2 protein-coding genes are annotated in these 1,797 nt (G+C 68.7%); both read right to left on the reverse strand.

Annotated elements, in window-relative coordinates; all coding sequences use genetic code 11:
- On the reverse strand, positions 1-1,147 hold a 1,147-nt coding region (locus ACZ5CR_RS44400), incomplete at its 3' end, for a terminase large subunit domain-containing protein (RefSeq protein ID WP_468869123.1).
- Complete coding sequence (locus ACZ5CR_RS44405) at positions 1,137-1,679, reverse strand: hypothetical protein (RefSeq protein ID WP_468869125.1); 543 nt, start codon at positions 1,677-1,679, stop codon at positions 1,137-1,139. The genes ACZ5CR_RS44400 and ACZ5CR_RS44405, both read right to left, overlap by 11 nt.
- Between the last annotated feature and the right edge of the window lie 118 nt (positions 1,680-1,797).

Consider the following 1,797-nt stretch of genomic DNA (forward strand, 5'->3'; position numbering starts at 1 on the left):
GCAGGCAGGCTTCGCGACCCCAAGCGTCTGCTCCGCGATTACCGGAGCGGTCATCCAGGACGTAGAGGTGACCGTCGCGGTCCGACGCTGCGGCGACGATGCCCGTCTCGTCGCCGACAGCGGACTCTCCGCCTGCCGGGTCGACGGCAACGACGATGCGGGCCAGATCGATACCGCGCAGCTGCACCGCGCTGGTCCGGTTCTCTGTGATCCACGACCACTGCCACACACCGCCGTCCTGCGGGCGCGGTTGCTGCATGTCCAGCGACCACCACACGCGTTCACCGACGGAACGGCGGATCTCGGAGAGCGCCTCGGTGTCGTACCGCTCCGGCCACAAGGCGGTGCCGATGGGGCGGCCGAGTGCGTCGTCTTCGGCGAGGGCGAGGGCGGGCAGGTCGATGACCGTCCATCGGTCGCCCTCGTCCGCGAGGACACGGCCGGCGAGGTCGTCCTCGTCCCAGCGCGTTTGGATCAGGATCACGGAGCCGCCGGGCTCGATGCGGGTGAGCAGGACGGCCTGCCACCACTCCCACAGCCGTTTGCGCATGGTGGGGGAGGAGGCTTCGGCGGCGTCCTTGATCGGGTCGTCCACCACGGCTAGGTGGGCGCCCTTGCCTGTGAGGCCGCCGCCGACACCGGCCATGACGGCGCCGCCCTCGGTGCCGGCCAGGTCGAAACGGTTTGCGGCGGATGAGCCGCTGCGGAGGCTGATGCCGATCTGGGGGCCGTAGTTGAGGATCGCGTCCCGGATCCACCGGCCGTGATCGTCGGCAAGGTCGGAAGAGTAGGAGGCGATCATCACCCGGTGCTCTGGGCGACGCCGGAGGTACCAGAGCGGCGCCCATCTGGCGGCACGGCGACTCTTGCCGTGTCGGGGCGGCATCGTCAGCAGCAGCTTCGTCGGCTTCCCGGCCGCAACCTGCTCGAAGGCTGCGTCGATTTTCGCCAGGTGCGGAGCCTGCATCTCCCGACCGTCTGTGAGGACGGAGGCCATCGCACCGGGGGAGCGGTCCATCGCCAATTCGCGCTCGATGCGCAGGAGCTGCGCACGAAGCTCGGGGGTGGAGGCTGCGGCTATCTCACGGCGGCGCTGTGCGGGAAGCGACCGATAGATTTGGAGGACCGCAGCCTCGTCAGGCCTCACCACCCTCGCCATCGGCGAGGTTGATCAGCCGTTCCAGCTCGTCCAGACCGGCGGTCTGGACCTGAACTGCTCCACCGTCCGGCCCTGACAGCTCTGTACGCACAGGCCTGTCCAGGCCCAGGAGGCGACTGCTGCGTTCGATGATCCGCACGGCACGGTCGACGGCCTGATAGTCGCCGTTGCGGATCGCGGCCCGGTAGACGCCGAAGAACAGTCGCTCCAGTCGCTCCACCATGAGCTGACGCAGCTCATCGGAATTGGTATCCAGGGCAGTGGTGCGCTCGACCAGGGCCTTGGAGACGTCCTTGCAGGCGAGCTCGATGAGCCTCTTGTCGGTGGGAGGTTCCAGGCCCCGTTTGTACTTGTCGATGCCGTACCCCTGCGGGTAGGCGACACCATCTGTGTTGATGGCGGGGTCGGCGGCCAGCTTGCGGCCGATGGTCAGCCAGTCGACGCCGGCGAGCTTGAGGTCGATCGCGTCGGCACGGCGCTGGGTGATGGCAGCCCGGGTGGCGCGGTTGGGGCGGCCCATGACACAACTCCCTGGGCCCCGCGCCTACTGTCCATGATCCCTTACCGGAGCGCCGTGCACATGGAACCGGGCTGTTGGGGCGCGAGCGATGGGGGATGTGCGGAGTCGGTTGCCGGTC

This window comes from Streptomyces sp. NPDC031274 (assembly GCF_055570235.1).

What these genes read in the sequence shown, in the direction of transcription:
- ACZ5CR_RS44405 (WP_468869125.1), bottom strand. Translation starts at nt 1,679, where the DNA reads ATGGGCCGCCCCAACCGCGCCACCCGGGCTGCCATCACCCAGCGCCGT.